This window comes from Rhizobium sp. BK650 (assembly GCF_014195325.1).
GTDB lineage: Bacteria > Pseudomonadota > Alphaproteobacteria > Rhizobiales > Rhizobiaceae > Rhizobium.
On sequence record NZ_JACIBK010000001.1, the window covers coordinates 20,946 to 47,560 of the forward strand.

Below are 26,615 nucleotides of genomic sequence, written 5' to 3' on the forward strand. Positions count from 1 at the left end.
GCATCCTCCGGGAGTTCAAGGGGTGCCCGGGAGATCAGTTGTGGTTTCCGATAGGTCCTTTTCCTCCTCTCCCGCAGCCATCATCTCGCGAAGCGGCGAGCGGGACAGATTTTTCTCGATCGCTTCATGACCCGGCGTATCGGGAAGCGCATCGCGGAAGTTCCTGGCGTAATCTTTCGGCATTTTCGGCGGCATCATCGGCTCATATTGGTCGACGAGGGCCTGAATGACGACCGGGCCAGCCACAGAAAACGCGTCTGCAAGCGTTGGCTCTATCTCGTCGAACCGCCTGATCGTAAAGCCACGACCTCCCATTGCTTCTGCCGCCTTGGCAAAATCGATCGGCGCCAGTTCGCAGGCAAATTGAGGGTTTCCGAGAAACATCATTTGCTCCCAGGCGATCTGATTGAGCATTCCGTTGCAGATGACCAGCAATTTCAGGGGAAGGCCGAGGCGAACGGCCGTCGAAAACTCTCCGAGCTGCATGCCGAAGCCGCCATCGCCGACGATTGCATAAATTGGTCGCTTTGGATCGGCTAGGCCGGCTGCGATCGCATAAGGCAAGCCGGAGGCCATCGAGGCGAGGGCGCCGGAGACGGCGAACTGGTTTTCAGTGCCAAGATCTATATGCCGTGCCGCCAGCTCTGTGTTCTGGCCGGAATCGGCTACCACGACGCCATTCATCGTGATGCGCTGCCCGAAAGCTCGAACCACGGCCTGCGCCTTCAACGGGGCGCTCTGATCCGTCTCCATGGTGTTCATTTTTTGGCGCCAGGAGGACATCGCCCTTTGCGCCTGTTCGAGAAATGACCGATCCGCCTTTCTCGTCAGCTTGCTGTTGAGGAGCCGAAGCGATTCTTTAGCATCCCCCACAAGACCGGCATCAACAGGGAAGCGCAGTCCCACCCGTTGGGGGTCGCTATCGATCTGTACGCCGCGGGCGGCCTCGGGCCGTGGGTAGTATTCGATGTAAGGAAACGACGAACCGACGATCAACAGGGCATCGCATTGTTCCATGACCGCTTGCGACGGTTCAGTGCCCAAAATGCCGATACCGCCTGTGGTCAGCGGATCGTCGTCGGAGAGGGCCGTCTTGCCGAGTAGGGCTTTGACGACCGGCGCCGCCAGCAATTCGCCAGTCTGGCGTAGTTCCTCCTGTGCACCGATAGCGCCCCGGCCAGCGAGGATCGCTATTTTGCGCGCATCGTTCAAGATCTTGGCTGCGTGATCGAGTTCGATGTCGTCGGGTACCTGGCGACCCTGGAAATAGCGGTTCGGCACATGTTTTGGCCGATTCCGTTTCGACCGGGATTTCGAATCCATTTCCTGAACGTCGTTGGCAATCGAAAGATGCGCAACGCCGCGGCGCGAGAATGCCGAGCGGCAGGCGAGGCTGGCGACGTTTTCCATGTGCGATGCGTCACTGACATGCGCATTATAGATTGCGACATTGTCAAACACGCGAGTGAGGTCAACGTCTTGTTGCGTAAAGGTTTCGATCAGGTCATGAAACTGCGTCCCGGTAATCGCAAGTACCGGCATCTGGTCGAGCTTGGCGTCATAAAGGCCCGTCAGCAGATGAGTGCCGCCCGGCCCAGACGTCGCGAGACAAACGCCAAGCTTGCCGGTGAACTTTGCATAGGCGCTCGCCATGAAAGCTGCCGATTCCTCATGCCGAACCTGTATGAACCGGATCTGATCCTGGCGTTTGCGCAACGCCTCCATCACGCCGTTAATGCCGTCTCCGGGGAGGCCGAAGATGACTTTGACGTCCCAATCGATCAGGGTATCGATCAATATGTCTGCGGCATTGGGCATCGAACTGGTCCTTTGCTTGTCAAAGACTGCAAACCTCTTTCGCTATCAAAGGTTCCGACGCGCTCACCTGAAGCATCCGCTGGCATGCGACGGGCGAAAAATAGGACAGCAGGATCCCCACCTCTCTGGTCACGTGCTATGCAGCAGGCCGTAGACGAGGATCGCGACGTAGAGCAGGAAGGCGATGGCGGCTACGGTGGCGATCAAAACGACGATCATCCGCCCACCTTTCAGGCTTTTTTGCTGCTGTTCAGCGGTGGGCCGGTTTGCCTGGATGGGATCGTCTTTGGGGTTTTCCATCAAAGGGGCTTTCCCGTCGAGAGCTGTGCAGACTTATCACCTCTGCTGCCTGCTCTCATTGTCCCAGTCTCGAGAGACAGGACGGTTCCGATGTAGGTGATTAGCGGTCGGTTCGATTTGTGGTTCATCTGCCTCTCCTTATGTTCCACGAACCATGGAACCCGCTCAATGTTCCTGGCAGCAGGCCTCAATGTGCTTTCTCCGCGTCGGGTCGCACGCTGCCGGATTTCTTCAATTTGCTAAGTGGCCGGATCAATCGCCCATTGGCTGGAACTTTAGCCGGTGGCATCGGTTCGATTCCGTGCCACGCGATCACGGCGAAAATGCCAAAAACATTGAATCCGAAAGGTGCGCTGGAGGGCGTGGGATGCAAGTGAAATGGAGGCTCCAATGACGACAGCAAATACGACGACCAACCATGCAGCAATTCGCAAGTGGGTGGAGGCGCGCAAAGGGCATCCCTCCCGTGTCAAGGGTGCCAAACAGGGAGGCATATTGCGCATCGATTTTGGGGAGCCGGAAGAAAATCTGGAAGAAATTTCCTGGGATGAGTTCTTCGCCATTTTTGACGAAAACGAACTTGCTTTTCTTCATCAGGAAAAGACGGAGGGTGGTGAGAAGAGCCGCTTCAATAAATTCGTCAGTCGCAACTGACGACGGGACACTGGGCGGCAAGCTCTAGCTTTCTTCCGTCCAGCAGTCGCCCGCGTTTTGCGTGACATCTGGCATTAACGCGGCGCCAACCGATCGGGTCTGTTCTTCCAATCCTTGTAAGGGACCAGCATCTGACCCGGAAACCGCTTTTCGATTGCCGTTTCCGCAAGGACGATTTTTGCGAATACGTCATCTTCTGGCGAGGCTTGCTTCGAAGCTTCACTCCGCCTCTCCAAATCGGCCATCAGTTCGAAAAGTTCCTCATCCGTCATCGTCTCGAGCGCTGAGGCGAATTCACGCTCCGGGATAGTGGCAAAATTCGTCATGAGCACCTCCTGCCGATAGGTCACCTGGTCTCCATCTCATCAGTGCGGGGACCGATGATGTCGAAAGGCATTATTTTTCTGGGTCGTTATTTTCGGTGGTTGCAGCTGCCGGAAGCCTGTTCTGAGTTCCTTCCCTGTCCGGCGGCTGTGAGGGTGCTGTCGGGGCACTGGCGACGTAGAGACCAAGCCCAAGAGCGCCGGCAGCAACGACAAAGGCACCGGCTATCGCCACAACGGATCGCTGCCCGTCCTGCTTGATCATTCCGAAAGCGAGAGCGATTCCAAGGAGTGCTGCTCCGCCTGCGATTGCAAAAAGCCAGAGGTAATTGATCATCGTCAGCCCCAATATCGGTCCCTCAATCTGGAAATGTACGAAGGTTCCCGAGCGTCTTCGTTGGTGGCGCAGCCGGTCGCGAACCATCTACGACCGGTAGTGATCGTCTACTGGTTCAGATCCTTTGCCATCTGCAGATGATGTTCAAGCGCCGGCCTTGTGCCTGCGGCCCAGGCTTTCAGCTCGGCATTATCGCCGCCATCGCCGTAGCGCTTGAAGAGGTCGACCGCGTCCTTGTGCGCGGATTCCTGATCCGAATGATATTGCTTGATGAAATCGTCGCCCTGAAGGCCCTTCAGCTTCGCCAGCATGTCCTGCTGGGCCTTGGGCATAGAACTCGGTAACTGAGCTTGCACCTTCCCGCCGGAAACCAGCGCCTTGAGTTCTCTGCTCGTCTTTTCATGATCCGTCACCATCTGCTGAGCGAAGGTCTTGGTCGCAGCATCACCGCGCTCGAGCGCCAGCTTGCTGGATTGGATCTCGAACATGTCGCTGGCCGCGGCTTCCTGTACAAAGTCTTCCGTCTTCGGTGCCACACCGATCAGCGAGTTGACCCCTGTCTTTTCCGCAGCGGATTGGGCCATGACGGGTCCGGCAAGCGAAACGGCGAGTGAAGCGATGATGACTTTCTTCATGTTTCTGGTCTCCTGTTTGGTGCGACCAGAACTTCAAAAGCGCCAAAGTGTTCCCGGTTCGTGGAGTGCCATTGTCGTGGCTTTGGCATTCTGACTAGGAGAGAGTGCGGCGGCGAGCGTCCACCGCTGCCGTAGCTCCAGCATGCTGTTGCAGGCAAGCGCTGAAAGCTTAATGCAGCAATCTCGACGCGGCTGCGGTTCATCCGGCGAATAGTTCATGGGGTGGTTGCGTGAGCGCTCGAGCGATCCTGAACAGAAATGCTGCTGCAAAGGGTAGTGAAGCCGGTATCCACATCAGAAGTCCGGCGAGTTGCTGATCTTCAAGAGGCGACAGGCCATAGGCTTGCGACGTGAGAAAATGCGGGCTGAAGAGAGGGTGCGATGCAAAGGTCAGAAACGCACCGAGCGCCGTCATCTGCAGGAGCGTTGCGGCGGAGATGATGAGCGCGCCGCCTGCAGGTCGTCTGACGTCAAGAATTTCCTTCCAGAGCCACACGGCCGACAGGAAAAGCGGGAGTTCCATTATCCAGTAGGGAGCATTTCCTGACAGGGCCCAAGCATAAGGGATGGGCAGATGCCATAACCAGAGCATCGTCGTGTGAAAGACGAAGACGAATATCAATGGCACCCGATCCAAGAACGTCTCCCGGCTGAAAATAAAGCGCCAGATAAACGGTGCAGCGAGCGAGATAAGTACGAAGTGATGAACTGCTCTTGCCGAGAACAATGCTGAACTCAGCGCGCACAAGGGAGAAACGAAGGCGACGACAAGGAGAAGGATAGCGACCAGCCATTGCCGGATGCGACTGTCCCGACGTGCCCGGATCCAGGTTAATGCCGCGACGAGGCTTATCGCGAACATCAGGTAAGGATCGACATTCCAATCCGACATCAACAGTTGAGGCGATGGCGCAGTGCCGCAGTATGGATCGAGTTCGAAAGTCATGGCACCGCCAAACATTGTCGCTTCGGCCACTAAACACTGGCTATCAGGGTTTGTTCCGGCGACAACCCTCCAGATACCGATAATAACCGCCAAGGCGGTGCTTCCACTCTGCTGGATCAAGGAACAATGTGTTAAATCGCTCAGGAGAGTGATCGTGAGATGGCCAAGGAATTCGCCGGGCAGGCTGGCAAAGATCGCTGGGCGATAGAGCGACGGAGGCGATGTCGAACCGAATGGCGGCGTAAAGAACGGGTTGGCTTACTCATCGCGTCGCAAGTTGCGAATTCGGTCGAAAAGAACAGCAAGTACAATTGCACCGCCAATAAAACAGCCTTGCCAGAAGGCGTTGATGCCGAGCAAGCCCAGACTGTTGCGGATAACCTCGATGAGTGCTGCACCGATCAACGCCCCAAAGGCGGTGCCGACGCCGCCGGCAAGGTTGGCGCCGCCGATAACCGCGGCAGCTATGACCTGAAGTTCCATCCCCGCGCCGATATTTGTGGTAACAGCACCGAGCCAGCCGGTTTGGATGATGCCGGCAATCCCCGCCGACAGAGCGGAGATCATATATACGATGACCTTGATCCTCTGGACGGGAACGCCTGTCAATGTCGCCGCGTGCTCATTGCCGCCGATGGCAAAAACATAGCGGCCGAACTTCGTCCAGCGCAGCACAAAACCGGTCATGAGCGCCAGCACGATCATGTAAAGCACTGGATTGGCGATACCGAAAAACCAGGCGCCGCCACCCAGCGCCAGCAGCTTGTCGTGATCCGGCCCGAACTGAAAAACGACAGTGTTGTTGGATGCGACCATCGCAAGGCTGCGCGCAATAGACAGCATGCCGAGCGTTACGACGAAGGGCGGAAAGCCTAGATAGGCAATCAACAGGCCGTTGAAGGCGCCCACCACAAGAGCAGTCCCGATCGAAGCAGCGATGCCGATTTCAATGCTATATCCCGCGTGCATGACGACAGCCAGCACCATGCTGCACAGGCAAAGCACCGACCCAACGGACAAATCGATGCCCCCGGTAATGATGACCAGTGTCATGCCCAGCGCGATAATGGCGACGAAAGTGACGTTGCGGGTGATGTTGTAGATGTTTTTCGCTGTTGCAAAGGAATCCGTTGCCATAGACAGGAAAACGCAGGCGAAAATGACTGCGATCAGAACCCAGAATGTCTGGCCGCTCAAAACGGCTGCAAGCCAGCTGCGCTGCTTCTGCCCAATCGTCTGGTCAAGTGTAATCGCCATCGTCAACCTTCTTTTCTGCCGCAACTGATAGCATCGATCACACCTGTTCGATGGCGCCTGTGATGAGCCCCGTCACTTCCTCGGGCGAACTTGCTGCAATTGGCTTGTCAGCTACCTTCCTGCCTCGTCGCATCACGATCACGCGGTCCGCGACCGAAAAGACGTCGGGCATGCGGTGGCTGATCAGGACGACGACGATGCCCCGGTCACGCAATTGGCGGATCAAATTCAGAACTTCGGCCACCTGGCGCACGGAAATGGCTGCCGTCGGCTCGTCCATCAGCACGATTTTCGCTTCCGACAGCATCGTCCGGCCAATCGCGACAGCCTGCCGCTGGCCGCCTGACATTTGCTTGACGAGGTCGCGTGGCCGCGTTTCTGATTTGAGTTCGCGGAAAATCTCGCCAGCGCGTTTGTACATGGTCTTGTAATCGAGGATGCGGAAAGGCCATATGCCACGCCGCAGTTCCCGCCCGAGAAACACATTCGCCGCCGCTGTAAGATTGTTACACAGCGCCAAATCCTGGTGAACGATCTCTATGCCATGCTGGCGTGCCTCTTTGGGCCGATGAAGCACGATCTCGGAGCCGTCGAGACGTATGGTTCCGTGGCTCGGACGAAAGTTGCCCGCTATCATCTTAACCAATGTGGATTTGCCGGCGCCGTTATCGCCCATGAGGCCGACCACTTGCCCCGCCTCAAGTGAGAACGAAACATCGTTAACGGCCTGAATGGCACCGAAATGCTTGGAAATATTGGTGAGTTCAAGAACCGCCACCAGCCACCCGGCCTCCCAAAACACGCAGCTACTCCGCCGCTCCAAACCAATTTTCTTGGCATTAGGCTGAGCGGATTCGCCTTTCCCATATCCTCCCAGGAAAAGCGATTATTAGCATTTACGCAAAACCTAACGAGAGCGTCAACTCATTGTCCAGGGTACTGCGGCATTTGTAGCAAAAATCTGTTTTGTCGGACAAATATCAATTGACGGAAGTCGTGCTCGAATATTAGCTATTGCTGGGAGAGAGAGCATGCTGATCCTTGTTACCGGTGCGACGGGCAAGGTCGGGCGGCGCTTTATTGCGGGGCTGCTTGACGATCCGAGATTTTCCAAAGCCCGTATTCGCGCGCTTTGTCATAACCGTTTGTGCGACGCGACCGACCGTGTCGAAGTCGTTCGCGGCTCGATCGCCAATCGCGATGTCGCGGCAGCAGCGGTGCGTGACGCTACCCATGTCGTGCATCTTGCCACCTGCAAGGAAACCCCTGAAGACATCATGGATGTTGCGGTCAAAGGCCTCTTTTGGCTGCTTGAGGAGTTCCGCACGAACGTCACGGCGCGCCAGTTCATCCTGATCGGGGGCGATGCGGGCATAGGGCATTTCTACTATCGCCATGACGGGCCGATTACCGAGAGCGTCCGCCATTGCGCCTATCCGGGAAGTTATGCGCTCTCCAAGGTGCTGGAAGAGGTGATGCTGGAGCAGTTCGGCATTCAGTACGGCCTCAACGGCTGTTGTCTGCGTGCGCCCTGGATCATGGAAAAGGACGATTTCAAATATTCGCTGTCCTTCGGAGACGACGTCTTTGGCGGCCCGGACTGGAAGACGCTTGTTCCCGAAGAAGCCGCACGGCGCTATGCAGCCATGGGTACGGTGCCATTGCTGCTCGACGCTGACGGCCGTCCGCTGAAACGCAACTTCGTGCATGTCGATGACCTTGTGTCTGCAATATTGGCAGCGATCGACAACCCTCGGGCGGAGCGGCAACTCTTCAACATCTGCATGGATCGACCTGTCGACTATGCTGAAGTCGCTGCCTACCTGTCGCGCACACGAAATCTCGGCTCTGTCGAGATACCAAGCCGCTTTCATTCCAACTGGATGGACAACAGCAAGGCGAAATACCTGCTCGATTGGCGGCCAAACTACGATCTCGAAAAGCTTATCGACTCGGCATGGCAATACGAGCGTTCGGAGGAGGAACCTCGCGTCGTCTGGTATCCGGGTTGATTTCGGATGGCGGGCACGCGATGCCCGTCTGTTTCAAGGGAGGAAACCATGAGGAAGGCATTACTACTTACTGCCGCAGTTTTAGCGCTGACAGCCGGGCAGGCCCTGGCGAAGAAGCAACTCGTCATCGTCGTCAAAGGTCTCGACAATCCGTTCTTCGAGGCGATCAATCAAGGTTGCCAGAAGTGGAACAAGGAGAACCCAACGGCTGAATACGAGTGCTTCTACACCGGTCCGGCATCGACATCCGATGAAGCCGGTGAAGCGCAGATCGTCCAGGATGTATTGGGCAAGGCAGACACGGCTGCGATCGCAATTTCGCCGTCAAATGCAAAGCTCATCGCCCAGACCCTGAAGACCGCTAATCCGACGGTTCCGGTGATGACGCTTGATGCCGATCTTGCAGCCGAGGACGCGGCCTTGCGCAAGACCTATCTCGGCACCGACAACTATCTCATGGGCGCACGCATCGGCGAGTATATCAAGAAGGCGAAGCCGAAAGGCGGTAAGATCTGCACGATCGAAGGCAATCCGGGGGCAGACAATATTCTGCGCCGCGCGCAAGGGATGCGCGACACGCTCACCGGCAAGAAAGGCCTTACCGCGCTGAAAGGCGAGGGCGGTTGGACAGAAGTCGCCGGTTGCCCGGTGTTTACCAATGACGACGGCGCCAAGGGTGTTCAGGCAATGACCGATATTCTCGCGGCCAATCCCGATCTGGACGCATTCGGTATTATGGGTGGCTGGCCATTGTTTGGCGCGCCGCAGCCCTATCGCGATCTGTTCAAGCCGATGGCTGCCAAGATCGCCAGCAATGATTTCGTCATTGGTGCCGCCGACACGATCGGTGACGAGGTTGCTATTGCGAGGGAAGGGCTGGTGACTGCGCTTGTGGGCCAGCGGCCGTTCGAGATGGGCTACAAAGCACCTACGGTGATGATGGATCTGATCGCCGGCAAGAAAGTTGACGATCCGGTGTTCACTGGGCTCGATGAGTGCACGAAGGACACGGTCGATACCTGCATTCAAAAGTAGGCCCTCGGTTGGGGCACCCGGTTCAAAAGGGTGCTCCGGCCTCCCTGGCGAGACGGATCGAAAGATCCGGAGGCTTGACGCGCCCTGAATTCCGCTTCCTTTTGTCAGGGTCAATCGCAGGCGACTTCCTCGTTATTACGATTGTTTTTGCAGACAGTCGAAAGAATGCTGAGGCAGTAGAAATAGATGCCTGACAAGAAATCGGGAAAGCCGATGACTCCGGTCGAGGTGGTGACGGTTGACCACTCGGCCACCACAAGGCGCCCAAATGCTCCCCGCATGACTGGGGCGAGTGTTCATGTGTCTTTGGCAGGCGAGATCGGCCTTCGAATCGTGCGCGGCGATTATCCGCCGGGCACGATCCTGCCCAACGAAGCCAAATGGTCGGAGGTCTTTGAGGTCAGCCGATCGGCGGTGCGCGAAGCCATCAAGATGCTGATGGCCAAGGGGCTGCTTTCGTCCCGTCCGAAAATCGGCAGTTGGGTCGAGCCCAAGGAACGATGGAACCTGCTGGATCGAGATGTATTGGGCTGGTATGCGGTATCTCCCGATCGGGAAGCCTTTCTGAGGACCGTGCAGGAACTCAGACATATGATCGAGCCGGAAGCGACTGCGCTTGCGGCGGAGCGCCGAACCGAGGAGCAGATGAGCGCGATCAGTCAGGCGCTGCATGATATGGGGCAGGCGACGTCACTCCAGCAGCGAACAGAATCTGATACGCGATTTCACATCGCTATCTTGCACGCCTCCGGAAATGATCTGCTTGTGCCGCTCGGCGTGTTGATCGAATCAGCGCTGAACCATCTCTTCACCCATGTCACGCGAGAAGAAGACGACTTGCGATACGTGCTGAAACTTCATGAGAACATTGAGAAAAACATCCGATTGCAGCGACCGAGCATGGCGCGCAATGCAGTCCGCAAGGTGCTGGCAAACACAGACCAACTCATCACGCGTTGGTCACGATAGGTTTTTTATCCTGCCCGGCTGAGGACACTGCTGCCAGCGTTCGTATCTTGAATAGCTACCCGTCAAATGCTGAAATCGAAAATGCGTTGCTCAGGAAGCCAATGTTGTGGTCCCGCGCGGCGATCTCGCCATCAGCCGCGCGTAGGCAATCGCCGAGAGCATGTTGATGTGGTTGGCGCGGCCGGTTCCAGCGATATCGAAGGCTGTGCCGTGGTCGACGGAGACGCGGTCGATTGGCAGGCCGAGGGAGACGTTGACAGCGGTTTCGAAAGCGACGAGCTTGATCGGAATGTGGCCTTGATCGTGATATTGAGCGATGACGAGGTCGAAGGCGCCGTTGTAAGCGCGAGCGAAGACCGTGTCGGCGGAGATGGGGCCGACGACATCGATGCCCTTCGCCTGCGCCAACTCAACGGCGGGCGCCAGGAATTCCGTGTCTTCGGTTCCGAAGAGGCCGCTTTCTCCGCAATGCGGGTTAAGACCGGCAACAGCGATGCGCGCTTTCTTGCCGAGGCGCATGAAGTGATTGTGGCCAGCCTCGATTGTCGCCAGCACGCGTTCGGTCTTCGCCCGTTCGATCGCGCCCTTCAGAGAGACATGGGTGGAGACGTGAATGGTATTCAGCCGTTCGGAAGCGAGCAGCATGAACGAGCTCTTTGAACCGGTCAGATGCGCCAGAAGGCCGGTATGGCCGTCGAAATGATGGCCGGCCAGATTCATAGCCTCCTTGTTGATCGGCGCCGTGACGATGACATCGGCTTCCTTCGACATTGCGAGATCGACTGCGCGGGCGATGTAACGGACAGATGCATCGCCCGCCACCGGGCTCACCTTGCCGATTTCGGGGAGCGCAGCGCCAAGCGGCACCTCGTCGACGGCAATCGTGTTCCCGTCGTCAGAGGCGGAGGGACCGAAACCCAGAGTGACGCCGGTCGCGCGTGCGGCCCGTTCCAGCGCTTCTCTATTGCCGACGATAACGAAATCACGCCGTTCGGCCGCTGGCAACGCCGCCAGCGCCTTTACGATCACTTCAGGCCCAACGCCAGCGGGATCGCCGAGGGTTACTGCCACTTTTGCATTTCGGTCCATCGGTCAGTTCCTCTTGAAAGCGCGGCCTCAATAGGCTGCTTCGTAGATCGAGCGTATGTCAGTGCGCGTCAACTCGCGCGGATTGTTATCCAGGAGCCTGCGAATGGCGAAAGCATCGTCGGCCATGGCGTCGAGATCGTTTTTCGCCACGCCGAGACCGGACAGAGTCATCTCGATACCGAGTTCGGCGCAGAAGGCGTAGGCCGCATCGAAAACCGATTTGACGGTCTGGGATGTGTCGTAACCGAGCGCTTCCATGACCGCCTTCGTCTTTTCCGGCACGGCCGGGGTATTGAAAGCAAGAACGTGCGGGAAGATCAGCGCATTTGCGGCTCCATGCGCGACATGCCAACGGGTGCCGAGCGGATAGGCGAGGGCATGGCCGCCGGCCGTATTGACCGGACCGAGGCAGAAACCGCCATAGAGGGATGCAAGCGAAAGCCCAGCGCGGGCTTCGGCATCCGAGCCGTCACGAACGGCTCGCGCAAGATATTTGCCGACCAGTCGCGTTCCTTCGATCGCGTACATGTCGATCATTGGATGCGCCTTGCGATTGGTAAAGGCCTCGACGCAATGTGCCATCGCATCGACGCCGGTCGCGGCAGTGGTGCGGGCTGGGACGGAAAAAGTCAGCGACGGATCGATAACGGCGATATCGGCGAGCAGATGAAGGCTCTCTACCGCAAGCTTGGCCTTTGTTTCGGGATCGGTGACCAGCGCGCGGATGCCGGCCTCGCTGCCCGTGCCTGATGTCGTCGGCACCTGCGCGAGCGCTGCCTTGCGCGCCCTCTGCACCTTGTTCGGGCCGACAACTTCGCGAAGCGTCTGTTGCGAGCCGGCGAGTACGGCAGCGAGTTTGGCAAGATCCATGGCGCTACCACCGCCGAAGCCGACGATGAGCTCAGCCTGTGTCGCTTCTGCCGCGGCGAGCACTTTGTCGAGATTGGCAATATCCGGCTCGGGCGTTACATCAGAGAAGACCGAAACCTCACCCTTCAACTGCAAGACATCGATGCGTGCGGCATTGAAAGCATCCGAGATAACCAGCGTTCTGGAATAGCCCTTGCTGGCGGCCCAGGCTCCGAGCTTCCCGGCGGTCCCGACACCGAATTCAATCAGATGTGGCCGAACAACGGTAACAGGTGAATCCAAGCTGACCATATTAGGTTCTCCGAGCGTGACGGTCAGGGCCGTCAGCGATTCAAATTGGTTACGCCGCCTGATGACGGCGAGAATGAGTTTTGGCCTTTCCTGCTTGGCGAAGAGTTCGTCCGAGGTGCGCCTGAAAGCGCTGATCGCTTTCACATACCGGCGCTCCCCACACTTTCCCCATTCGCTAACCCTTAGGCGATTGAGCCCAACGGAAGACGGACGTATTTGATGGAGCGCCGGTAATAGGTATAGGCCACATGAAGGGTGCCGTCCGGTCCCTGGGTGATCGAGGGATAGGAGAATTCGCGATTGAGCATGTCTTTCGAATTGTTGCTCAAGCAATAGCCATCGCCGCTATCCAGATCTAATTTATGCTCGAAGTGCGCCCCGTTATCCGTGGACACTGCAACGCTTAGTGGCGCGCGTGGAACACCCCAGACCGCTTTTTTAACTGTTGCACCGGGAGTCTCAGCAACAGGAGCCTTGGTGGTTTCCACCTCGTCATAAAGCGATTGGCGTCGGGCGTCGGAAGAAGGAGCGTTGCTGTGGTTGTAAACCATCGCAATCCTCCGGTCTCGGAGGCTTATAGCTTGGATCGACGAATTATTGTTGGGCAACTCGATCGGCTTGGGCGTGCTCCAGGTTTCTCCTTGATCTGACGACTGAGATGCATGGACATTCTCCGCATAGCGATCACGGAAAAAGGCGATCATTCTGTCGTCTTCAAGCGGCACGATATTCATGTGAACGGCGCCCAGGCTGTTGTCTATCTCATTAATCTGCCAGGTTTTTCCTCGATCGCCTGAGATCATAACGCCTGCCGTGTCCGCATCGCCGCTCCAGCGCCGACCGGGCAGGCTGCCGCAGCGGAAGATCGGGAGCAGCCATTCGCCCCTTGTGTTGACCACAATCTGCTGGCGCACGAAGGTGCCAGGCAGGTCGCAAAGTATAGAGGGCGGTGCAAAACTCTTGCCGCCATCTGCCGAGATCCGGCATTTGACAACTGCACCGTCCTGATCGCCTGATGTTTGGGAAGTATAGAGCAACCAAACCCGACCATCCGGCGCATTGAAAATCAAGGGGTTCTGCTCGGACTTTGCGGGATCGTCAGACATTTTCTCCGGTGCGGTCCAGCGCTCTGTGCCGGGTGCCAGCCGCGACATGTAAATCGATATGTCGCCCATGCCTTCCATTGTACCGCCGAACCAGACGCACGTCAGCGTCCCATCGGCCAGAAAAGCGAGATTGGCAGCATGGTTCTGGACGCAGGGCGAGGGTAGATAAGCATCAAATCGGCCAGTCTGCGCGGTATTTGCCCTGAGGATGCCGTCCATCAACGACGGAACTTCTTCGGGTTTTAAGCCTGTCGACTGCATGTTATCCTCCTTACGGCAGCTTTGCGTAACCTTCGGCGAGCGCCGCATATTCAGCATCATTGAGTGGTACGAGAGGCGGGCGTGTGCGCCGCCAGCCGGCATTGCCGGTCTTCAGGCCGACCATGGCCTTGATCGTCGGGATTTGGACATAGGAGTTCGACAGAGTGCGAAAGGCATTGATACGTGCCTGCGCGGTCTCGACTTCTACACTCCTCGTCTCGTCATGCACGTGGTCGTAAACGGTGCGTAGCGAATGTGCGACGAGGTTCGAGGTGGCGGTAATGCAACCGGCGCCGCCCGCCTTCAGCAGCGGCAGCAGAAGCGGATCGGCGCCGCAGAGTACAGAGAAGCCGGGGCAGGCTGCTACGATCGCCTGCATATTATTGAAATCGCCGGCAGATTCCTTAATGCCGACGACTGTTTCCGGAAATGCTTCAACCAGCCGGCAGAGAAGCGGAATGGAAAGTGGAACGCCCGAAACCTGCGGAATATGATAGAGGATCACCTGAAGCCTGCTATCGCCTATCTTCTCCAGAACCTGCGCATAGGCGGCGAAGAGGCCTTCGTCGGAGACGCCCTTGTAGTAGAAGGGCGGGAGCATAACCACCTTGGTAACGCCAAGCGAAAGCGCATGCTTCGTCAGTTCGACTGTCTCGGGAATGGCAACGACGCCCGTGCCTGGCAAGAGCTCATCGGCGGAAATGCCGGCTTCCAGAGCCGCCTCGAGGATTGTGCGGCGTTCGGTGAGAGAGAAGGAGTTGGCTTCGCCTGTCGTTCCAAGCAGTGCCACTCCGTGGCATCCTTCTTCGATCAGCCGCTCGCAATGTTCAGTGAAGAGTCCGAGATCGGGGCTGCCATCGGCGTTGAGAGGGGTGGTTGCGGCGCTGTAGACGCCTGTAATCTTGTGATTGTTCAAGAGATCCTCCTCGTCGATCTCGGCGCTCCGGGCAAGTTCCTCGCTGCCTGTATTCATCTCAGTGCCGTGCTGTTGTCAATCTAACAAATTTCGTTTTTGTTCTTATTGCGAAACAAGTGTTTGAATTAAATAAATAAAAATTTTATTCAGCCGATGCAATGACTTCATATCAAGATTTTTCATTGACATGTTTACATTATGAAGTGATTGTCTGGTCTCTGTCGCGCAGCTTCGGGGAGGTCTTTCGAAAGGGCGCACTATTTGCCAGGAGGAGCAAATGACATTTGGTAATGAACAAGACTTTTCGCAGATTTCCCGCCGTAACGCGCTCAAGCTCGGGCTTGCGGCCGGCGTCGGTTTCTCGCTCTTCGGTGCGAGCGCTCGCATCGTCATGGCGCAAGATGGGCAGGTTCTGAAGGCTATCAATCCAGCCTTCGATCAGGATTGGTCGCCGTTACGCGGCGGCGGCAGAACCTTCCGTTGGAATTCGTTCTGGTGGGCCTCGCCAATGTATTTCGACGCCGACGGCAAAATCCAACCCTACGTCTTCACGAGCTGGGACTCGCCCGACAAGAAGGTGTGGACGTTCAAGATCAACCCGAAGGCAGTTTTTTCCGATGGCAGCAAGATCACCTCGGCCGATGTCAAAGGCTCGTGGGAGGTTTCGGCCATGCCCGGCACCAAGAACCAGCGCGTTGATCAGGTGTTGAGCAAGGTTACCGGCTATAAGGAAGTTTCCGCCGGCTCTGCAAACGAGTTGACCGGCGTTTCGACGCCTGATGAATCGACTGTCGTCTGCACGCTGGCGGAAGCCGACCCCATCTTCTTCATGCGCCTTGCAAACCACATCGTGCCGATCACCAAGGCTGCCCAGTCGCGCGGCAGCGATGGCGAGGAAGTGGCTGACTGGTACAAGCCCGACAGTGGCGCCGTCTATTCAGGCCCCTTCAAACTGACCGCGCTCGATATCGACGCCGGCACGGTGACCTTCGAGCCCAACGAGAATTTCTTCGGGCCGAAGCCGAAGCTCGCCCGCATCGAGATCAGCTCGATCGAAGACAATGTCACGGCGACCTCGCTGATCAAGTCCGGCGAATATAACGTTCATACCGAGCTCGTCACCTCGACCATCATTCAGGATCTCGGCCCGGAATTTTCTGCCGGCCCGCTCATCCCGACCAGCCAGCATTTCTGGTTCAACACCTCGCGCGCGCCGATGGACGATCCCAAAGTCCGCCAAGCCCTGATCATGGCGGTCGATCGCGACGGCCTATTCAAGGCGTCTTATCCGGATGGTCCGCACAAGAAGGCCGACCAGATCCTGAATTCGGTTCCGGGTGCCGATAATTCCGGCTTCGAGCCCTATCCTTATGACCCGGCAGCGGCCAAGAAGCTGCTTGCTGAATCGAGCTATGGCGGACCTGACCGTCTTCCCAAGCTTATGTTTGTCGGGATTTCGGGGCCAGCCATCCAGGCTGCTGCGCAGTTCATCGCCGAACAATGGCGACAGAACCTCGGAATAACGTCCGTCGACATGAAGCCGCAGCAGGATGGGGGACCGAACCAGAACGCGGTGCAGATCTTGCGAGACGACGTCGGCACCCGTGTTCCCGATGCCGTCTCCTATCTCACCGGCTGCATCGCCTCCACCTCGTCCCACGCCCAGAACAAGCTCGGCAAGTATAAGAACGATAAGGTAGACAGTCTGCTTGCAGAAGCTGCAACCAAGGCTGCCGACGATCCGGATCGCGTGAAACTCGCGCAAGAGGCCCAGAAGGCATTCCGCGAGGATTGGGTGTTCATTCCATGGTATTCTCAAGCCATGTCCCGCTGGGCGAGCAAGGAGGTCAAGGCCATGGAAAAGAACCTCGACTGGCAGGTCGTCGCTCCCTGGGACGTATCGATCGGCTGATTGAGACGGTAAGCCAATTCTCGATAGCTCAAGCAATCGCGCGAAGGCCGCGAGGTCTTCGCGCAAGTTCAAGAAGGGTAAGCGTGATCCGCGCAGCTTGCGGAAAGCGCTCCTGATAAAAGGTGGGAGGTGGTCTTGCTTCGTTATATACTAACGCGATTTGCCATCTGGATTCCGTCCGTCCTCGTCGTGATGATGGCAGTCTACGCGATGGCTTTCTACGGTGCGGGCGATCCGATCAAGCTGATCTTTCTTCGTGCGCCGGGGGATGTCGCTTATAATCCGGAGCGTATCGAGGCGATCCGAGAAAGTGCTGGCCTCAACAACCCCTTCGTCGAGCAGTTCGGCTATTATATCTGGAACCTGCTGCATGGTCAGTTCGGCAACTCGCTGACGTCAGGCCGCTCCGTCTGGGCAATGGTTTCGGCGGCCGCACCCGTTTCCTTCCAGCTGGCGCTCTGTTCCATCATCCTGACGACTGTCGTTGCGATCCCGCTCGGCATGCTCGCGGCCCTGAACCAGAACAACCGCGTCGACTATACGATCACCGGTACCGCGCTTTTCCTCTGGGCGATCCCTGCCTACGTGGCCGGTCCGCTGCTGATGGTCGGCCTCATCGTGCTCTTGCCGATGATCAAGGTGCCTTACGGCTGGGGTGGCGTCTTCGACGCGCGCATCATTCTGCCGCTCATCGTGCTTTCCTTCCAGCCGATCGCGCTGATCGTGCGCCAGACGCGCGCCGCCGTCATCGAAGTGCTGTCCGAAGATTTCGTCCGCACAGCGCGCGCCAAAGGCGTACCGGAAATCGTGGTTGCGCTGAGGCATATCCTGCGCCCGGTGCTGACACCTGTGGTCACGCAGCTCGGCCTCATCATGATCACGATCGTCAACGGCGCCATCTTCGTCGAGCTCGTCTTCGGCCTGCCGGGTCTCGGCCGGTTGACCGTACAGGCGCTCACCAATTCCGATTATCCCGTCATTCTTGCAATTACCCTGATCGGATCCTTCCTGGTCATGATGTCGAACCTGCTGGTCGATGTGCTCTATCCACTGCTCGATCCGCGCGCCAACGATTCCAGAAGGAGCCGCTGATCATGTCCGCTATTCCTCTTTCGACGATCGATACGGCCGAGGAGCCGCCGGTCAGCCTGTGGCGCGATGCCTGGCAACGCCTGAAGCGCAACAAGCTTGCGATTTTCGGCCTGATCGTGATTGTCATTCTCGCTTTCGCGGCAATCTTCGGCCCCGCACTGACCCCCTACGACTATCTCAGCCAGGATCTTGCTTCACGCAACGCGCCGCCGTCGCTGGCGCATTTCTTCGGCACTGATGACCTCGGGCGCGACGTCTTCAGCCGCATCGTGTTCGGTACGCGCACGGCCTTCCTCGTTGCCGTCATCGTCACGTTCATCGCTGTCGTGATCGGGCTTCTGCTTGGCGCGGTCGCCGGCTTTTTCGGCAATCCCTTCGACCGGGTTATCATGTGGCTGACGGATGTGACGATGTCGGTGCCGAATCTGCTGCTCGTCGTCGTTATCAATGCATCGCTGAAGACGCCGATCACCAAGTGGATGGAGGCGCAGTATCTTGCGACCCTCAATCCCTTATATCGCCAGGCGGTCTGGGTGGATTTCATCCTGGTCTTCGGCTCGATGGCGCTGATCTCCTGGCCACCTTATGCACGTCTGGTTCGCGCCCAGGTTCTGTCAATTCGCAATCGTCCCTATGTCACGGCGGCCCAAGCACTCGGCCTTTCCAACTGGATCGTTATCCTGCGCTATATCGTGCCGAATGCGCTTGGTCCGCTGATCGTTTCCGTCAGCGCCGGCCTCGGTACCGCAATGGTGCTGGAAAGCGCCTTCAGCTTCCTCGGCGTCGGCGTCAATCCGCCGACCCCCAGCTGGGGCAACATGATCTCGGACGGCCTGCGCGTCTGGCAGCATTATCCGCATCTCCTCGCCGCTCCGGCCGCCGTGCTCGGTCTTGCCTCGGTGGCCTTCAGCTTCCTCGGCGACGGCCTCAACGACGCACTCAATCCGCGGGGCAGCAAATGATGAATGCAACAAGCAATGAACGCCTGCTGGACGTGAAGGATCTCACCATCGAGATCGATACGCGCCGTGGCCCGGCCGTCGTCGTCGATGGCATCGATCTCTACGTCAACAAGGGCGAGACGCTCGGCGTCGTCGGCGAATCCGGCTGTGGCAAGAGCCTGACGATGCTGAGCCTGATGCGGCTCCTGCCGAACAAGATCAAGGTGGCGAAGGGCTCGGCGACATTCGACGGGCGCGATCTGCAGAAGATGTCGAATAGGGACCTGCGCAAGGTGCGCGGCGGCGATGTCGGCTTTGTCTTCCAGGATCCGATGACGTCGCTCAATCCGGTCATGCGCATCGGCGACCAGATCTGCGAGCCCCTGATCTATCACCGCAAGATGTCGAAGGCGGATGCGCGCGCACGCGCCGTGGAGCTCCTGCGCCTCGTCGGCATTCCAGGCCCTGAAGAGCGGCTGATGGCCTATCCGCATGAGCTTTCAGGCGGCATGCGCCAGCGCGTGATGATCGCGATCGGTCTTGCCTGCAACCCGAAGCTTCTGATCGCCGACGAACCGACGACCGCGCTCGACGTGACCATTCAGGCCCAGATCGTCGACCTGGTGAAGGATCTGCGCGCCAAGCTCGGCATGTCCGTCGTCTGGATCACCCACGACCTCGCGCTGATCGCCGGTCTCGTCGACCGCGTCGCCGTGCTCTATGCCGGCACAGTCGTGGAAGATGCGCCGGTGGACGAGCTCTACGCTCGTCCCAGCCATCCTTACACGCGCGGCCTTTTGTCCTCGATCCCGAAGCTTTCGGATGCGCCGGCAAGCCGCCTGTCCTCAATCGGTGGGACGCCTCCGGAGCCTGGCCGCCGGCCGAAGGGTTGCCCCTTTGCGCCGCGTTGCCCGCTTGTGGAAGCCGTCTGCCATGAACGGGTGCCGCGTCTAGAGCCGGTTTCCGGCGACAGCGCGCATCGCGCCGCCTGTTTCGTCGTCCAGAGAATGCAGGAGGCTGCGTGATGGGTGCTCAACCGCTGCTGAAGGTCGAAAACCTCGTCAAGCATTTCCACGTCAAGCTCGGCGCTTTCGGCGAACGCTCGGCGACCGTTTATGCGCTCGACAATGTCAATCTCGAGATCATGGAAGGCGAGACGCTGAGCCTCGTCGGCGAATCCGGCTGCGGCAAATCGACAACCGGCTTCACCATTCTCAATCTCTACAAGGCGACCAGCGGCAAGGTGGTCTACAAGGGCCAGGACATAGCCACGCTCGATGAAAAGCAGATGCGGCCCTTCCGCCGCGACCTGCAGATCGTCTTCCAGGATCCCTATTCGACGCTCAATCCGCGCATGACGGTCGGTGAGGCGATCGGCGAGCCGATACTGTTCCACAAGCTTGCCACCAAGGCGGAGCTGAAGGACAAGGTCGCAGCCCTGCTCACCGATGTCGGCCTGCCGACGCGTTTTGCTCAGCGTTACCCGCATGAGCTCTCGGGCGGCCAGCGCCAGCGCGTCGTCATCGCCCGTGCCCTTGCCTGCCAGCCGAAGTTCATCGTCTGCGACGAAGCAATCTCGGCGCTGGACGTATCGATCCAGGCGCAGATCATCAACCTGCTCCTCGATCTGCAGGAAAAATATGGCCTGACCTATCTCTTCATCGCGCACGATCTAGCCGTCGTTCGCCACATCAGCACGCGCGTCGGCGTCATGTATCTCGGTCGGCTGGCCGAGCTCGCAACGCGCGAAGAACTCTTCGATAATCCGCTGCATCCCTATACGAAGGCGCTGCTGTCGGCAGTGCCGGAAACCGATCCTGAACTGGAGCGCAACCGCAAGCGCCAAATCCTGCAGGGCGACGTGCCGAGTCCGCTGAACCCGCCGTCAGGCTGCCGTTTCCACACGCGCTGCCCGATTGCCATGGACGTTTGTTCCAAGGTCATTCCGGAATGGAAAGAGGCGAAGCCCGGCCATCTCGTCGCCTGCCACGCCGTCAATCCGGGGCGGGCCTCATGACACTGAAAGTCGCCATCATTGCCGATGATCTGACCGGCTCGCTCGATACGGGCACCCCTTTTGTCGAGGCTGGGCTGTCGGTCGCCGTCGCGATCGATGTCGAAGCGGCCGGACAGGTGCTTCAAACCGGAGCAGAAGTCGTTGTCGTCAATACAGCCTCGCGCGATCTGCCTGAGGAGGAAGCGGGGGCGCGCGTGCGGGCCGCTGCCGAGGTCCTGCGCGCTGCCGGCACTCCAATCTTCATGAAGAAGATCGATTCCCGGCTCAAAGGCAATGTTGCCGTCGAGAGTATTGCGCTGGCCGATGCGCTTGGTCTTGAGAGCATCCTGCTGGCGCCTGCCATTCCCGATCAGGAGCGGATTACTTATCGTGGCTGCGTGGTTGGGCGTGGCGTCGAGCATCCGTTGCCGATCACCGATCTCTTTTCCGGATATGGTCGCGACGTGACAGTTGCCGATGCCGAGGACGATACCGATCTCGATATGATCGTAGCCGAAAACGACTGGCTTTCGGTTCTCGCCGTCGGCGCTCGCGGCCTGGGCTCCGCGCTCGCGCGCCGGGTCGGTGAGGCGGCACGGTTGGCTCCGGAATTCCTTGCAACGCGGAAAACGCTTTTTGCCTTCGGTTCGCGCGATCCGATCACTGCTGCGCAGATGGACCGCCTCGAGGCCTCGCGGGCGCTCCGCATCGTCGTCGATGCGCCGATGGGTGTAGTCGAAAGCGGCGAGGGGTTGGCGCTGCCGGCACTGCTGCGTTGCACGGGCGAGACGAACGTCGATGCCGCGCTTGTCGCCGCTCGCTTTGCGCAGGGCGTGAAATCGGTCATAGATGATACGAAGCCGGATATGATCATGGTGGGAGGCGGCGATACCGCGCTTGCCATTTTCCGCGAACTGGGCGTCACGGTCTTGTTGCCGAAGGGGGAAATCGAGGCCGGCGTTCCCTGGTTCGAGATCAGGGATATCGACGGGAGGCAGTTCCGGTGTGCCGTCAAGTCGGGGGGCTTCGGCAATCCGGATAGTTTGCTAAGACTGATCATTCGGAATCAGGCGGCTTGAGCGTATGCCAGCGGGGAGAATGAGAGTGGATGAAGCGAATAGTGGATCGGTGAATCCGGAAGCTGCGGCTCAGGCGCGGCCCGAGCGCGGCAGGGCCGTGAAGCTGGTCGATCGCGTCCTCGACCAGTTGATGGAACGCATCCGCGCCGGCAACTACCCGCCGGATTCACGCCTTCCGGGCGAACACGAACTGGCTTCGATGCTCGGTGTTTCGCGCCCGATCGTGCGAGACGCGCTTGCGCGCTTGCGCGAACAGGGGATCGTCTATGCAAGGCAGGGCGCCGGCACCTTCGTGAGTGCGCATGGCTCGCCGACAGCCCAGCTCGCCTATTCGCCAGTGAAGACGATTGCCGACATCCAGCGCTGCTATGAATTCCGCCTGACGATCGAGCCGGCGGCCGCCTATTTTGCAGCGAAGCGCCGCGACGATGCGGCGATCCGGAAGATTGCCGCAGCACTTGCAGATCTGCGGGAGGCGACCAGCCATCAGCTACATCGCGTGGATGCCGATTTCGTTTTCCACCGCGCCGTCACTGAGGCCGCCAACAATCACTATTACACCGCCTCCATGGATGCCCTGAAAGCGCATATTGCCGTTGGCATGCACCTGCACGGGCTTTCGCTGCTCGGTCCGCGGCCGGGCCTGGAGCAGGTGTACCAAGAGCACAATGAAATCTATAAGGCGATCGCCGAAGGCAGGGCCGAAGATGCCCGCGATCTGATGCGTACGCATCTCGAGGGTTCCCGCGACCGCTTGTTTGAAGGGCGCGTGCTCGACCTGTCTTTCTGACAAGGACCAGATCCAGACAGGACGCGCACCCTTATTCCTCGAACAAGGCACGTTCCATCGTGAAAATCTTGGTGATGTATTCGGCAACGGTCCGGATCGGCAGGTCCTTGCGGTGCTGGCGGCGGGTGAGAAGCCAGGCCTCCCTTGGCGGCGGGACTGGCTCTAGCGGGCAAGGGTGCAGGCCCTTCTCCGTACGGCCGATATAATGGGGCAGCAGCGCTAGACCGGCGCCTGACTTGGCAGCCATTGCCTGGGATACCTGATTGTTGGCACGGAAGGATACCCGCGTATGCGGAAATTGCCGAGCGAGCCAGGTCGCCTCCGGCACGTAGCCGCTCACCTCGTCAAATCCGACGAAGATTGGCTCGGCGCCGTTTTCGACCTGCCGACAGACTTCCTGCGTGCCGTAGTAGCCGTATCCAATCGTTGCGAGCTGCTTGGCGATGAGATCTCCATCCAGCGGTTTTCCCAGGCGGATGGCGATGTCCGCTTCGTGGCGTTCGAGACTGATGGTGCGAAGGTCGGTTGCAAGATCGATGTCCAAGCCGGGAAATTGCGTCGTTATCGTCGCCAGCCGAGGGATAAGGAACCCCTGCGAGAGCGCGGGTGAGGCGTTGATCCGTACAAGCCCTTTCGGCGTATCGTCCTGCCAGCCGCGTCCGAGCGTCTGGACCGAGGCTTCCATGTCGCTCGCTGCCGTCAGCGCGCGTGTTCCGGCGGGTGTTAGTACGTAGCCATCGGGGCGGCGCTCGACCAGTTTTTCACCAAGCGTCTCCTCCAGCGAATGCAATCGGCGTGCGATCGTAGCGTGGTTGACGCGCAGCGTGCGTGCGGCGGCAGAGAGGCTGCCATGTCGTCCGAGTGCGAGAAAAATCCTGATGTCCTGCCAGTCCGGCTCTGTGCGTTTTTTATCAGCCATTGGCAAAGAATAGCGAATTTCTCGCAGAAGGGAACGGTACTAGATAGATGGCGACCTCGAAATAGAAAGGTTGCCAACATGAGTTCTTCCAGTCTCAAACTTACGCTGATCGGCGGACCGACCGTGCTGATCGAATATGGCACGCTCCGGCTTCTTACCGATCCGACTTTCGATCCGCCGGGCCTCTACAGAGAAGAGCCCGTTCGTTTCGAAAAGACCTCCGGACCGGCTTTATCGGTTGAAAAGATTGGCCGGCTGGATGCCGTTCTGCTCAGCCACGATCAACACCTCGACAATCTCGACAGTGCTGGCCGGGCGATGCTGCCGACCGTTGGCACCACTTACACGACCCAAGCCGGCGCGGAGCGGCTCGGCGGCAATGCGCTTGGCCTTGCTCCGTTCGAAACGGTCACGGTAGAAGGCGCTGATGGCGAAAGGTTGCTGATCACGGCAACGCCAGCCCGTCATGGGCCTGTCGGCATCGAGCCGATTTCAGGCGATGTCGTGGGCTTTGCGCTTGGCCGAGAAAAGCCGGGTGACCTTCTTTACGTGACCGGTGACACGGTCTGGTACGAGGGTACGGCTGAGGTCGCGCGGCTCTTTTCTCCCAAAGTGGTGCTGTTGTTTACCGGTGCAGCCGAGCCCCGCGGTCGCTTCCATGTCACGATGGGCAGCGAGGACGCATTGGAGGCGGCACACGCCTTCCCGAACGCGCTGCTCCTAGCAGCGCACAACGAGGGCTGGGTGCACTTCCGCGAAAGTCAGGATCAGCTCGCGCACACCTTCTCCGTCTTCAACCTCGAAGATCGCTTGAAGCTCTTCGAAAAAGGCAAACCCGTCACCGTCGACCTGACGGACTGAGCATACCCTCAAATGTGGGCGCAAAGCGCTATCTCTCAAGGAGACATACAATGAGCAATGAGCAAAAAGTCGCAATCGTCACCGGTGCCTCGCAGGGTATTGGCGCCGGCATCGTCGAAGCCTATCGCAAGGAAGGCTATGTCGTCGTCGCCAATTCCCGCAGCATCCAGCCGTCCTCCGATACGGGCGTGATTGCGGTGCCGGGCAGCATCGGTGACCGCAGCGTAGCCGAGAAGGTGGCCAAGACGGCCATCGAACGTTTCGGCCGGATCGACACGCTGATCAATAATGCCGGTATCTTCATAGGAAAGCCGTTTACCGATTACACGGTGGAAGACTTCAACAACGTCATCGACGTCAACGTTGCCGGCTTCTTCCACATCACGCAGCTTGCGATTGCCGAGATGCTGAAGAAGGGCCATGGTCACATCGTTCAGATCACGACCGCACTTGTGGACCAGCCCATCGCCGACGTTCCGACCGGCCTTGCCACCCTGACCAAAGGCGGTCTCGACGCCGTCACCCGCGGACTTGCCATCGAATATGCCAAGAGCGGCATTCGCGTGAATGCAGTGGCGCCCGGCATCATCAGGACCCCTATGCACGCACCGGAAACGCATGCTTTTCTAAGTGCCCTGCATCCGGTCGGCCGTCTGGGTGAGGTGAATGAGGTGGTCGATGCCGTGCTCTACCTGGAACGGGCAGGCTTCGTAACCGGCGAAACGCTGAATGTCGATGGCGGTCAGCACGCCGGCCGCTGGTAATCTATTGACAGTAGGGAACGATCGGCGCGCGCTGAGTAGCGCCCATCCTTCAAGGAGAACGACAATGCCTTATGTGAATATCAAAGTAACGCGCGAAGGCACGGCTCCTGGTGCCAGCAGCACCACGCCGGAGCAGAAGGCTGCACTGATCAAAGGCGTCAGTGACTTACTCTTCGACATTATGGGCAAACCGCACGACAGTACCTTCGTCGTCATCGATGAGATCGAGATGGAAAATTGGGGTGTCGGTGGACTGCCCGTTCCCGAATATCGCAAGCAGCTTGCGGAGAAGGCAGCAAAGCAGAAATAATCGCGTGGCGGTCCTTGCGGCCGCCACGCGCTTCATGAGCGAGCGAAATGCTTGGGAGTCTTCAAACCATGAGCAACTGGCAGGACAATCTGATCGTCGATCTCTTCGGGATCGAGCTTCCAATCATTCAGGCGCCGATGGCTGGTGCGACGACGCCGGAGATGGTGATCGCGACGAGTGAAGCCGGCGGCCTCGGGTCGCTTCCCGCGGCACTTCTGACGATCGAACAGACGAAGGCCGCGCTCGACCAGATACGCTCGGCGTCATCGAAGCCGATCAACGTGAATTTCTTCGCCCATACCAATCCGGCCGCCGATTCTGTCGCCCAGATGGTCTGGCGCACAACCCTTGCGCCTTATTATGTCGAACTGGGGCTTGATCCCTTAGCGCCGGTTCCGGCGGCGGGACGAGCACCCTTCGACGATGATTATTGTGCGCTCGTCGAAAACTACCGTCCCGAAGTCGTCAGCTTCCATTTCGGCTTGCCGGAGCCGGATCTGCTGGAGCGCGTGCGGCGCACCGGCGCGAAGGTTATTGCTTCGGCAACGACCGTAGCTGAGGCGCGCTGGCTGGCGGAACGCCGTGTGGATGCGGTCGTCGCCATGGGTCTGGAAGCCGGCGGCCACAGGGGCAATTTCCTCGATGACGACATGATGACACAGGTCGGTACGATGGCGCTGGTGCCGCAGGTCGTCGATGCCATTTCCTTGCCGGTCATCGCGGCTGGCGGCATCAGCGACCGGCGAGGTGTTCGCGCCGCTTTCGCGCTCGGGGCATCCGCAGTTCAGGTGGGTACGGCCTATCTGTTCACGCCGGAGGCAAAGATCACGACCTTTCATCGCGAGGCGCTGAAGTCAGCGCGGGACCACAATACCGCCTTGACCAACATCTTCACCGGTCGCCCAGCACGCGGCATCGTCAACCGTATTATGCGGGAGATTGGCCCGCTGTCGAAGGCCGCACCGGCATTCCCGACCGCCGGTGGTGCGCTTGCGCCACTGCGGGCGCTGACCGAGAAGGAGGGCCGGCCGGATTTCAGTAATATGTGGGCCGGGCAGGCCGCAGGCCTTGCTCGCGAAATGTCGAGCGCCGAACTGACCCGGTATCTCGTCGAAGCCGATCAGCAATAGAC

The 26,615-nt window shown here is 58.8% G+C and carries 28 protein-coding genes; 15 read left to right on the forward strand and 13 right to left on the reverse strand.

Annotation, left to right across the window (positions count from 1 at the left end; genetic code table 11):
- Nucleotides 1-15 precede the first annotated feature (15 nt).
- Nucleotides 16-1,818: a thiamine pyrophosphate-dependent enzyme gene (locus FHX15_RS00105; protein WP_184392598.1), complete on the reverse strand. Its 1,803-nt coding sequence runs from the start codon at nucleotides 1,816-1,818 to the stop codon at nucleotides 16-18.
- 129 nt (nucleotides 1,819-1,947) lie between these two features.
- Nucleotides 1,948-2,121, reverse strand: coding sequence for a hypothetical protein (locus FHX15_RS00110; protein WP_184394041.1), 174 nt, complete (start codon nucleotides 2,119-2,121; stop codon nucleotides 1,948-1,950).
- Nucleotides 2,122-2,508: 387 nt separating this feature from the next.
- Between FHX15_RS00110 and FHX15_RS00115 the strand changes: the two genes are divergently transcribed.
- Nucleotides 2,509-2,772 carry a hypothetical protein gene (locus FHX15_RS00115; protein WP_184392600.1) on the forward strand — a complete coding sequence of 88 codons (264 nt, stop codon included), beginning with the start codon at nucleotides 2,509-2,511 and terminating at the stop codon, nucleotides 2,770-2,772.
- A 74-nt stretch (nucleotides 2,773-2,846) separates the two neighbouring features.
- Here FHX15_RS00115 and FHX15_RS00120 read toward each other — a convergent pair whose 3' ends face one another.
- From FHX15_RS00120 to FHX15_RS00145, 6 genes are all read right to left on the reverse strand, one after another.
- Nucleotides 2,847-3,098, reverse strand: a complete 252-nt coding sequence (locus FHX15_RS00120; RefSeq protein ID WP_184392602.1) for a hypothetical protein — start codon at nucleotides 3,096-3,098, stop codon at nucleotides 2,847-2,849.
- Nucleotides 3,099-3,168: 70 nt separating this feature from the next.
- A complete protein-coding gene (locus FHX15_RS00125) occupies nucleotides 3,169-3,429 on the reverse strand; it encodes a hypothetical protein (protein ID WP_184393956.1) in 261 nt (86 codons plus the stop codon).
- Nucleotides 3,430-3,539: 110 nt separating this feature from the next.
- Complete coding sequence (locus tag FHX15_RS00130) at nucleotides 3,540-4,067, reverse strand: DUF4142 domain-containing protein (protein ID WP_184392604.1); 528 nt, start codon at nucleotides 4,065-4,067, stop codon at nucleotides 3,540-3,542.
- Nucleotides 4,068-4,266: 199 nt separating this feature from the next.
- A complete protein-coding gene (locus FHX15_RS00135; RefSeq protein WP_246778839.1) occupies nucleotides 4,267-5,106 on the reverse strand; it encodes a cytochrome c oxidase assembly protein in 840 nt (279 codons plus the stop codon).
- A gap of 165 nt (nucleotides 5,107-5,271) precedes the next feature.
- Nucleotides 5,272-6,270 carry an ABC transporter permease gene (locus tag FHX15_RS00140; RefSeq protein ID WP_184392605.1) on the reverse strand — a complete coding sequence of 333 codons (999 nt, stop codon included), beginning with the start codon at nucleotides 6,268-6,270 and terminating at the stop codon, nucleotides 5,272-5,274.
- A gap of 37 nt (nucleotides 6,271-6,307) precedes the next feature.
- On the reverse strand, nucleotides 6,308-7,048 hold the full coding sequence (locus FHX15_RS00145; protein ID WP_184393960.1) for an ATP-binding cassette domain-containing protein: 741 nt from the start codon (nucleotides 7,046-7,048) through the stop codon (nucleotides 6,308-6,310).
- Nucleotides 7,049-7,301: 253 nt separating this feature from the next.
- On the opposite strand from FHX15_RS00145, the gene FHX15_RS00150 reads away from it, so the two are divergent.
- The 3 genes from FHX15_RS00150 to FHX15_RS00160 all read left to right on the forward strand — a co-directional run bounded on the left by FHX15_RS00150 (nucleotide 7,302) and on the right by FHX15_RS00160 (nucleotide 10,286).
- Nucleotides 7,302-8,282: an NAD(P)-dependent oxidoreductase gene (locus FHX15_RS00150; RefSeq protein WP_184392607.1), complete on the forward strand. Its 981-nt coding sequence runs from the start codon at nucleotides 7,302-7,304 to the stop codon at nucleotides 8,280-8,282.
- Nucleotides 8,283-8,330: 48 nt separating this feature from the next.
- Nucleotides 8,331-9,317, forward strand: coding sequence for a substrate-binding domain-containing protein (locus tag FHX15_RS00155; RefSeq protein ID WP_184392609.1), 987 nt, complete (start codon nucleotides 8,331-8,333; stop codon nucleotides 9,315-9,317).
- Between the two features lie 186 nt (nucleotides 9,318-9,503).
- The gene (locus FHX15_RS00160) at nucleotides 9,504-10,286 is read left to right on the forward strand and encodes a FadR/GntR family transcriptional regulator (RefSeq protein ID WP_184392611.1); all 783 of its coding nucleotides are present in this window, start codon (nucleotides 9,504-9,506) and stop codon (nucleotides 10,284-10,286) included.
- Nucleotides 10,287-10,376: 90 nt separating this feature from the next.
- On the opposite strand, the gene pdxA is transcribed toward FHX15_RS00160, so the two are convergent.
- The 4 genes from pdxA to FHX15_RS00180 form a co-directional block, all read right to left on the reverse strand.
- A complete protein-coding gene (gene pdxA / locus FHX15_RS00165) occupies nucleotides 10,377-11,375 on the reverse strand; it encodes a 4-hydroxythreonine-4-phosphate dehydrogenase PdxA (RefSeq protein ID WP_184392613.1) in 999 nt (332 codons plus the stop codon).
- A gap of 27 nt (nucleotides 11,376-11,402) precedes the next feature.
- Nucleotides 11,403-12,536 (reverse strand): iron-containing alcohol dehydrogenase, encoded by a 1,134-nt coding sequence (locus FHX15_RS00170; protein ID WP_184393962.1) that lies wholly within the window; start codon nucleotides 12,534-12,536, stop codon nucleotides 11,403-11,405.
- A gap of 182 nt (nucleotides 12,537-12,718) precedes the next feature.
- The gene (locus FHX15_RS00175; RefSeq protein WP_184392615.1) at nucleotides 12,719-13,903 is read right to left on the reverse strand and encodes a sialidase family protein; all 1,185 of its coding nucleotides are present in this window, start codon (nucleotides 13,901-13,903) and stop codon (nucleotides 12,719-12,721) included.
- Nucleotides 13,904-13,913: 10 nt separating this feature from the next.
- Nucleotides 13,914-14,819 carry a dihydrodipicolinate synthase family protein gene (locus FHX15_RS00180; RefSeq protein ID WP_184393964.1) on the reverse strand — a complete coding sequence of 302 codons (906 nt, stop codon included), beginning with the start codon at nucleotides 14,817-14,819 and terminating at the stop codon, nucleotides 13,914-13,916.
- Between the two features lie 277 nt (nucleotides 14,820-15,096).
- On the opposite strand from FHX15_RS00180, the gene FHX15_RS00185 reads away from it, so the two are divergent.
- From FHX15_RS00185 to FHX15_RS00215, 7 genes are all read left to right on the forward strand, one after another.
- Nucleotides 15,097-16,731: an ABC transporter substrate-binding protein gene (locus FHX15_RS00185; RefSeq protein WP_184392617.1), complete on the forward strand. Its 1,635-nt coding sequence runs from the start codon at nucleotides 15,097-15,099 to the stop codon at nucleotides 16,729-16,731.
- A 135-nt stretch (nucleotides 16,732-16,866) separates the two neighbouring features.
- Nucleotides 16,867-17,823, forward strand: coding sequence for an ABC transporter permease (locus FHX15_RS00190; protein WP_184392619.1), 957 nt, complete (start codon nucleotides 16,867-16,869; stop codon nucleotides 17,821-17,823).
- 2 nt (nucleotides 17,824-17,825) lie between these two features.
- On the forward strand, nucleotides 17,826-18,785 hold the full coding sequence (locus tag FHX15_RS00195; protein WP_184392621.1) for an ABC transporter permease: 960 nt from the start codon (nucleotides 17,826-17,828) through the stop codon (nucleotides 18,783-18,785).
- Nucleotides 18,785-19,789 carry an ABC transporter ATP-binding protein gene (locus FHX15_RS00200; protein ID WP_409526993.1) on the forward strand — a complete coding sequence of 335 codons (1,005 nt, stop codon included), beginning with the start codon at nucleotides 18,785-18,787 and terminating at the stop codon, nucleotides 19,787-19,789. Before FHX15_RS00195 ends, FHX15_RS00200 begins: the two co-directional genes overlap by 1 nt.
- Nucleotides 19,789-20,781 carry an ABC transporter ATP-binding protein gene (locus FHX15_RS00205; protein ID WP_184392625.1) on the forward strand — a complete coding sequence of 331 codons (993 nt, stop codon included), beginning with the start codon at nucleotides 19,789-19,791 and terminating at the stop codon, nucleotides 20,779-20,781. The genes FHX15_RS00200 and FHX15_RS00205 overlap by 1 nt, the downstream gene beginning before the upstream one ends.
- Entirely contained in the window at nucleotides 20,778-21,839 is a 1,062-nt protein-coding gene (locus tag FHX15_RS00210; RefSeq protein WP_184392627.1) for a four-carbon acid sugar kinase family protein, read from the forward strand. Before FHX15_RS00205 ends, FHX15_RS00210 begins: the two co-directional genes overlap by 4 nt.
- Nucleotides 21,840-21,858: 19 nt before the next feature.
- Nucleotides 21,859-22,629, forward strand: a complete 771-nt coding sequence (locus FHX15_RS00215; RefSeq protein ID WP_184392629.1) for a FadR/GntR family transcriptional regulator — start codon at nucleotides 21,859-21,861, stop codon at nucleotides 22,627-22,629.
- A gap of 31 nt (nucleotides 22,630-22,660) precedes the next feature.
- On the opposite strand, the gene FHX15_RS00220 is transcribed toward FHX15_RS00215, so the two are convergent.
- On the reverse strand, nucleotides 22,661-23,548 hold the full coding sequence (locus tag FHX15_RS00220) for a LysR family transcriptional regulator (RefSeq protein WP_184392631.1): 888 nt from the start codon (nucleotides 23,546-23,548) through the stop codon (nucleotides 22,661-22,663).
- 78 nt (nucleotides 23,549-23,626) lie between these two features.
- On the opposite strand from FHX15_RS00220, the gene FHX15_RS00225 reads away from it, so the two are divergent.
- From FHX15_RS00225 to FHX15_RS00240, 4 genes are all read left to right on the forward strand, one after another.
- Nucleotides 23,627-24,409: an MBL fold metallo-hydrolase gene (locus FHX15_RS00225; protein WP_184392633.1), complete on the forward strand. Its 783-nt coding sequence runs from the start codon at nucleotides 23,627-23,629 to the stop codon at nucleotides 24,407-24,409.
- Between the two features lie 50 nt (nucleotides 24,410-24,459).
- The gene (locus tag FHX15_RS00230) at nucleotides 24,460-25,173 is read left to right on the forward strand and encodes an SDR family NAD(P)-dependent oxidoreductase (RefSeq protein ID WP_184392635.1); all 714 of its coding nucleotides are present in this window, start codon (nucleotides 24,460-24,462) and stop codon (nucleotides 25,171-25,173) included.
- 64 nt (nucleotides 25,174-25,237) lie between these two features.
- Nucleotides 25,238-25,483, forward strand: coding sequence for a 4-oxalocrotonate tautomerase family protein (locus FHX15_RS00235; RefSeq protein ID WP_184392637.1), 246 nt, complete (start codon nucleotides 25,238-25,240; stop codon nucleotides 25,481-25,483).
- Between the two features lie 68 nt (nucleotides 25,484-25,551).
- The gene (locus FHX15_RS00240) at nucleotides 25,552-26,613 is read left to right on the forward strand and encodes a nitronate monooxygenase family protein (protein ID WP_184392639.1); all 1,062 of its coding nucleotides are present in this window, start codon (nucleotides 25,552-25,554) and stop codon (nucleotides 26,611-26,613) included.
- The last annotated feature ends 2 nt before the right edge of the window (nucleotides 26,614-26,615 follow it).